Below are 6,916 nucleotides of genomic sequence, written 5' to 3' on the forward strand. Positions count from 1 at the left end.
TGATGATCGGAAAATCGCCATCATTTCAGAGGGGAGATCGTAATGGAAAATAAGATATCAGAAGCTGAGCTGGAGTCGATGCGGCAGCAGTTTGAGGCAGCTCCCTATCCCAAGGTTCCGCTAGAGGAATCCCCTCGACCTTACTACTATGTTTTATTCCAGAATAGCCTGGTGACTCCCTATTACCTGCGCCATCAAAAGGTGATTGACCCGGCAGGCAAAATGATTCTGGATGTGGGCTGCGGCAGTGGATATACTTCACTGGTGTTGGCTGAGGCCAACCCTGGAGCCCAGATTTATGGTGTTGATCTGTCGGAAAAGTCCGTTGAACTGGCCCGCAAACGCCTGGAGTACCACGGCTTCCAGGAGGCCCAATTTCAACCTCTCTCCATTTACGATCTCCCTGATTTGAATCTGAAGTTTGACTATATCAACTGCAGTGATGTCCTTTACCTGATTCCGGATCAGTTGCAGGGGCTGCAGGCGATGAAAGCGGTGCTGAAACCCGATGGCATCATTCGCGTGAATGTTCACAGCTACGCGAATCGGTTTTACATGTTTCAGATGCAGAGAATGTTCGAGTTTATGGGGTTGATGAATGGCCCGATCGGCAAGGAAGAAATTGACATTGCCCAATCGGTGATGGATGCCGTGAAGGACAACATCATCCTCAAATCCATGACCTGGCGGGTGCAGGATGGGGCTGAGGAGCGGATGAGGGCCAATGGCCTGTTGCAAGGAGACAAGGGATTTACGATACGTGAGGTCTTCTCCCTCTTAAATGCCTCTGACCTGGAGTTCATCAGTATGGTGGAGTGGCATAAGTGGAACCTGATGGACCTGTTCAAAGAACCCGATAATTTACCGCCCTTCCTGGCCATGAGCCTGCCGGAATGTTCGATCGAAGATCAACTCTATCTGTTTGAGCTGTTGGAACCCAAGTTCAGGCTGATCGATTTCTGGTGTGGGCATACTGGCGAAAGTTCAACGATCGGGCCTGTGGCTGAATGGACAGATGACGATTGGCGACAGGCCCAGATCCATCTGCATCCCCAATTTAAGACCCATAAATTTAAAGAAGGGCTGACCAACTGTGTCAACTTTCAGCAAATGGTTGAACTGGGGCAATACTTGCCTGGCCGCTTTGAGATGCCCATTTTCCTGGAGAGTAGTATTACCAGTTGCCTGTTGCTTCTATGGGAGGGGGGACAATCGATGGAGGCTCTGGTCAAGTACTGGCTCACGATTCGGCCCGTTGATCCCATTACCCTAAGCCCGATTCAAGAGGAGGTTGCCTTCAGTCAATTGCGCCAGTTTCTGAAGAACCTGGCCGATATCTCCTGTATCCTGCCGGAACGGGTCGGTTAGCGCTAAAACCAGAACCCCAGTTTCTTCAGGCAGATCTGATCAGAAACCGGGGTTCTGCAACAAAACCGGACTGATGAACTAGTGGGGCACCGTCACTCCTAAGACTGGACCAGTCTCAGCAGTTCTGAGGGCAGGAGCAGAGAGGGCCTGGGAGAACAGGGTCGCTGGAGATTGCTGAGCCACCAGCGGTAAGGATATGCGCGCCTGGGCAGCGATCGCCACGGTTTTTACATCGTAGGTCTGGTTGGCCAGTTTGGGGTAAAAGCCAATCCCAATAATGGGAACCAGCAAACAGGTCATGATGAAGACTTCCCTTGGCTTGGCATCCTTCAGCAGGCCCTGGGAAACCAGTTCCGCCCGCTCCGGTCCGTAGAAGACCTGCCGTAGCATGGACAGCAGATAGATGGGCGTCAGAATCAATCCTACGGCTGCCAGCAGCACAACCACCGTTTTGAACATGGGGGTGTAAGCTTCACTGGTGGTCAGCCCCAGAAAGACGGTCAGTTCACCCACAAAGCCGCACATGCCGGGCAGGGCCAGGGAGGCCAGAGAGCCTGCGGTAAACATGGCAAACAACTTGGGCATCTGACGGGCCATGCCCCCCATCTGCTCCATGTCCAGGGTGTGGGTGCGATCGTAGGCCACCCCCGTGAGGAAGAACAGGGCCGCCGCAATCAAACCGTGGGAAATCATCTGGAGCAATGCCCCACTCACCCCCAGATCGGTGAAGGACGCGATCCCAATCAGGACAAAGCCCATGTGGGAAATCGAAGAGTAGGCCATGCGGCGTTTCAAGTTGGACTGGGCGAAAGCAGTCAGGGCTGCGTAGATGATATTGACCACACCCAGAATGGCCAGAACAGGGGCAAAGTAAACATGGGCATCAGGTAGGATCTCCATGTTCATCCGCATCAGGGCATAGCCCCCCATCTTCAGCATTACGCCAGCCAGGAGCATGGAAACCGGAGCAGGAGCCTCGCTGTGGGCATCGGGTAACCAGGTATGAAGCGGGAAAATGGGCAACTTTACCCCGTAAGCAATCAACAATCCGGCGTAAACGAGCAATTGGAAAGGCAGGGAGTAGTCCTTCAGACTCAACTCCTGCAGGTTGAAGGTGAAGTGATCTCCGTAAAAAGCCATGGCCAGACCCGCAATCAGAATGAAGATGGATCCGATCGCGGTATACAGAATAAACTTTGTGGCAGCGTAGAGGCGTTTCTGGCCACCCCAGATAGCGATAAGCAGGTAAACGGGGACCAACTCAATTTCCCAGAGGAAAAAGAACATCAGCAGGTCTTGAGCCACAAAGACCCCAATCTGGGCACTGTACATGACCAGCATCAGGACGTAGAACAGTCGCCGCTTGTGGACAATCGGCCAGGCAGCCAGAATCGCCAGGGTGGTCACCAGACCCGTCAACACCACCAGAGGCATCGAGAGCCCATCCACAGCCACAGACCAGTGGAGACCCATTTGGGGGATCCAGGGGTAGGATTCGGTTAGCTGAAAGCCTGGATTTGCGAGGTCGTACTGACTCCAGAAAGCATAGATGGTTAGAACAAAGTCGAGCAGGCCAACTGTCAGGGCATATAGTCGTACAGTCTTACCCTGTTTGTCGGGAATCAGAGGGATGGGCAAAGCTGCAATCAGGGGCAGCAGAACAATTACAGTCAACCAGGGGAATTGCATACTCATGATGAGGACCTACAGAAGGGTCTTCACAAAAGACATGAAACGGGCTAAATCAAACCGTCACAAGGTTTAAAGGAAAGTCTGCCAACTGAAGAGAGATCAGGCTTTGCTGAATACAAATATGAATTACCCTCATCCCCAACCCTTCTCCCGCAGGAGAAGGGAGCTAAAACTCTTGTTCCCTCTCCTTTGGGAGAGGGCTAGGGTGAGGGCTGCATAAGGCTCAAGCACGAAAATCATACTTCTATTCAGCAACGCCAGAGATCAGACTTGGAGCGTCAAAATAACCAGTACATGCACTCGGATCGAGTAGATGCACATAGTTAACTTCTATATCTCTATGTAAATTAATGTAAATTAAACTCCCTAAGTTGTAGCAATTCTGGGGCAGGAGTGACCACTGTAATCTCGCTTATATTGCGGAATCTTTACAATTTATCCAAAAATATAGAAGTTGAACCAATTTCTACAGGGCGTTTACTCACAGATTGTGTATGCTAGCTGACCTGATGGGGAGATTTGCCCCATAAAAAGACCGGGCCTATTCACTTGCCCTGAAGCAGGATGAATAAACCCGGTCCTTAATGTTGGGGTCGATTGCGATCGGCAGAATTACAGCAGGCCGACAAAATGGAGCGGACCATGGCCTGTAATCAGCTCGATCATGAGGGCAATGAAGCCCAGCATCGCCAGACGACCATTCCAGATTTCAGCAGCGGTGGTCATGCCCAGTTGCCATTTTTCCTGAGGATAGAGCTTGACTTGCTTCTTCATCTGAGGCACCTGATCCAGCTCCAGTTTGGGAGCATTCAGGGCTTCCAGAACCATATCGGCCAGATCGGCAATGAACACCGGATGGGTATTGAGGGCCGGTACCCGCTGGAAGTTGGTAATCCCAGCTTCCTCGGCAATTTCCCGATACTCCATATCAATTTCCTGCAAGGTCTCAATGTGCTCGGAAACGAAGCTGATCGGGACAATCACCAGATCCTTAACCCCCTGCTCGGCCAGTTGTTGCAGGGCATCTTCGGTATAGGGTTGGAGCCACTCCACGGGACCGACCCGACTCTGATAGGCCAGGGTATGGGCGTTAGGGCGATTCAGGGTTCGCATGATTAATTCCGTACATTCCTCAATCTCCCGCTGATAGGGATCTCCGGCTTCCTCCACGTAACTGACGGGAACACCGTGGGCACTGAAGAAAACATGGGCCTGATTGGGATTGGGAAGTTGGTCTAACTCCTGGGCAATCAGCTGGGCCATCGCTCGCAAATAACCGGGGCGATTGTACCAGGAAGGAACAACCGTATATTCAATCTGCTCCAGGGAGGGGTCTTCCTGCCAGAGCCGTTGCAGAAGGCGAAAGCTAGAGCCACTGGTGCTGATCGAGAACTGGGGATAGAGGGGCAGAATCACGAGATTCTCGATCCGATCGCGTTTAATCCGGGCAATGGCTTCCTCAGTAAAGGGGTGCCAGTAGCGCATACCGATGTAAACCTGAGCGTCATGCCCTCGATGGCGCAGTTGATCAGCGAGAGCCTGAGCCTGCTCCTCGGTAATGCGGCGCAGAGGAGAGCCCCCGCCGATGTGCCGGTAATTCTCCTGGGACTTACGAGCTCGGGACGTGGAAATCAGCCACGCCAGAGGTCGCTGGAGCCAGGAAAAGGGCAATCGAATGATTTCCGGATCGGAAAACAGGTTGAACAGAAATGGGCGGACATCCTCAAGTTGATCCGGTCCACCCAGGTTTAATAACAAAACACCAGTACGCCCCATGAGAATTTCTGAACCCTTTCCCTTTCATAGTTGTGATTAATTTTAACAATAGTTTTTCTAGATTCCGTCAAACTTTGGAGCTAAAGATAGGAAATTTTGTCAGAAAGTTCTTTGAAGTCTGGGAGTTGCCTATTCTTACGTATCGTGTAACAATGAAAATTCATGCAATATTTTGCGGGCGATTAGCACAGTGGTAGCGCACTTCCTTCACACGGAAGGGGTCACTGGTTCGAATCCAGTATCGCCCATAGGAGGCGAAAGCCACTGAATCCCCTCAAATTAAAAAAACCGTCAATCAGGGCAGGTAACAAACTGGGTTTGGGCGATCGCCGAATGGTGTTACTGGAAAAGCTGTTTGAACGGATGGCATTGCTGAATTCCTCGATCGGCTGGTTAAGCAATGCTCCTGCTCTACCCAAAGCACTTAACCCACCCACTAGCAAGGCTTGCATAGCTGCAGTGAGGTAGGACTTTTTGAGAGATGAAAATTGCCAATCTCTTGGGTCCGTATTATGCCAGTGTAGAGTAATCAGGCTGTAGCAAGAGTTTGCTGAATTTGACAGACAGCGTTATAAAGAATAGCGGCGGCATATTCTATCTCTTCATAAGTTGTGAACTTACCAATACCAATACGTAGTACCCCACCGATTACGTCTTCAGGCAAATTGAGAGTTTGAAAGACATGGGATGGAGCCTCAACCCCAGATGAGCAGGCTGAACCAGTTGAGATAGCCAGTTGATGGCGAACCCTAGCAATAATGGCGCTATTAGGAATACCAGGAACCGAAATGTGTAAATTGCCTGCTAGACGATGCTCTACATCTCCATTGATTATCAAACCAGGAATTTTTTCCAGAAGCAAATTTTGAAGCTTGTCACGTTTGGCAGCGATCGCCCCTTCATCCTCATCCATCTCCAGCGATCGCAACCGACAAGCCTCTCCCAACCCCACGACACCTGGAACATTAAGGGTGCCTGGTCTGATTCCCTTTTGCTGCCCACCTCCAAACAGAAGCGGCTCTAATTGGTAACCCTTTCGGATTACCAATGCTCCAACTCCTTTGGGACCATAAAGCTTATGGGCAGAGATAGAAAGGAAGGTAATGCCCCACTCCTCAAACTGTATGGGAATTTTGCCCACTGCTTGGGAAGCGTCGCAAAGAAAAGGAATGTTGTAATGTTGAGCAATCTGTCCAATCTTCTGGATTGGGTATACGTTGCCAATCTCGTTGTTCGCTGCCATGACACAGAGCAGGGACAGCCCCTCGGCGCAGACTTGCTCCAAATGGTTCAGGTCAAGCCTACCTTTGGAATCTACTTGGAGATAAACTTCAAGAATGGCACGAAAGTAGCCAGAATCACGGGGGAACCGCAGAGCAGGAAGTGCCCATCCAAATGCACCGATAACTGGAAGGCTTTCTTCAAGGATGCGTGATCACGCTTGAACATGTAACTCCTGGTATTTGCCATAATTTAAACCCCTGATTTGTTGCTAAAGATATCAAAGGCTGTACTACGTTACTGTAGGCATTTGTGAGCTTCTCTAAATCCAGTAGGTCATCTTGAGTATAAATATTTAAGCCTTCAATATAGTTCTCTATTGTCTGATTCCATGCATTTTTAGCCATTTTTTCATGGCATATCAGCAAGCCTGTATGTTGTGCCTCCACAAATTTCGCCAGAAACTGAGAGGGTGGCAGGTTGTTTGACTTTGCAGAATTGATTTCAGGCGTTGTAGGAACTAAATTCCACAATTGATCATGTGCTATGAATGACCAGGGTAAGTAGTGATCCAGGGAAAACTTTTCAGGATCGATACAGCGTTTTTTATGCTGGTGAGGCACAGTAACAGCAATGAGAGAACCAGTTCCTTAAGTCGCTCGATGACACCTGGGAGAAAGCTTCATCAATAGCTTTGGCAAGTTCTGGATAACTGCGTGCCTTAATCGAACGCAGAATGCTCTTAATCTTTGAAAAGCAATTCTCGATAGGCGAAAAGTCTGGTGAGTAAGGGGGTAGGAAAATTAGCTTGGCTCCTGCATCCTCAATCAAATTTCTAACGTCTTCACCCAGATGAATA

6 protein-coding genes, 1 tRNA gene and 1 pseudogene are annotated in these 6,916 nt (G+C 50.0%); 2 read left to right on the forward strand and 6 right to left on the reverse strand.

Annotated features, from left to right (window positions below; genetic code table 11):
* Positions 1 to 42 precede the first annotated feature (42 nt).
* The gene (locus BST81_RS25850) at positions 43 to 1,368 is read left to right on the forward strand and encodes a class I SAM-dependent methyltransferase (protein WP_075601395.1); all 1,326 of its coding nucleotides are present in this window, start codon (positions 43 to 45) and stop codon (positions 1,366 to 1,368) included.
* Between the two features lie 78 nt (positions 1,369 to 1,446).
* Here BST81_RS25850 and BST81_RS25855 read toward each other — a convergent pair whose 3' ends face one another.
* Both BST81_RS25855 and hemH read right to left on the reverse strand, forming a co-directional pair.
* On the reverse strand, positions 1,447 to 3,063 hold the full coding sequence (locus BST81_RS25855; RefSeq protein ID WP_171974856.1) for an NAD(P)H-quinone oxidoreductase subunit 4: 1,617 nt from the start codon (positions 3,061 to 3,063) through the stop codon (positions 1,447 to 1,449).
* 609 nt (positions 3,064 to 3,672) lie between these two features.
* Positions 3,673 to 4,836: a ferrochelatase gene (gene hemH, locus BST81_RS25860; RefSeq protein ID WP_075601397.1), complete on the reverse strand. Its 1,164-nt coding sequence runs from the start codon at positions 4,834 to 4,836 to the stop codon at positions 3,673 to 3,675.
* A gap of 176 nt (positions 4,837 to 5,012) precedes the next feature.
* Between hemH and BST81_RS25865 the strand changes: the two genes are divergently transcribed.
* Positions 5,013 to 5,084: transfer RNA gene (locus tag BST81_RS25865), tRNA-Val, on the forward strand.
* On the opposite strand, the gene BST81_RS25870 is transcribed toward BST81_RS25865, so the two are convergent.
* The 4 genes and pseudogenes from BST81_RS25870 to BST81_RS28620 all read right to left on the reverse strand — a co-directional run.
* The gene (locus BST81_RS25870) at positions 5,058 to 5,288 is read right to left on the reverse strand and encodes a hypothetical protein (RefSeq protein ID WP_075601398.1); all 231 of its coding nucleotides are present in this window, start codon (positions 5,286 to 5,288) and stop codon (positions 5,058 to 5,060) included. The two genes, BST81_RS25865 and BST81_RS25870, sit on opposite strands and share 27 nt — an antisense overlap.
* Before the next feature lie 77 nt (positions 5,289 to 5,365).
* Positions 5,366 to 6,265, reverse strand: a complete 900-nt coding sequence (locus tag BST81_RS25875) for an aminotransferase class V-fold PLP-dependent enzyme (protein ID WP_083637098.1) — start codon at positions 6,263 to 6,265, stop codon at positions 5,366 to 5,368.
* The gene (locus BST81_RS25880) at positions 6,258 to 6,680 is read right to left on the reverse strand and encodes an HNH endonuclease domain-containing protein (protein WP_075601399.1); all 423 of its coding nucleotides are present in this window, start codon (positions 6,678 to 6,680) and stop codon (positions 6,258 to 6,260) included. The genes BST81_RS25875 and BST81_RS25880 overlap by 8 nt, the downstream gene beginning before the upstream one ends.
* 106 nt (positions 6,681 to 6,786) lie before the next feature.
* Positions 6,787 to 6,916 (reverse strand): annotated as a pseudogene (locus BST81_RS28620) (transposase); the annotation flags it as partial.

The organism is Leptolyngbya sp. 'hensonii' (genome assembly GCF_001939115.1).
Classification (GTDB): Bacteria; Cyanobacteriota; Cyanobacteriia.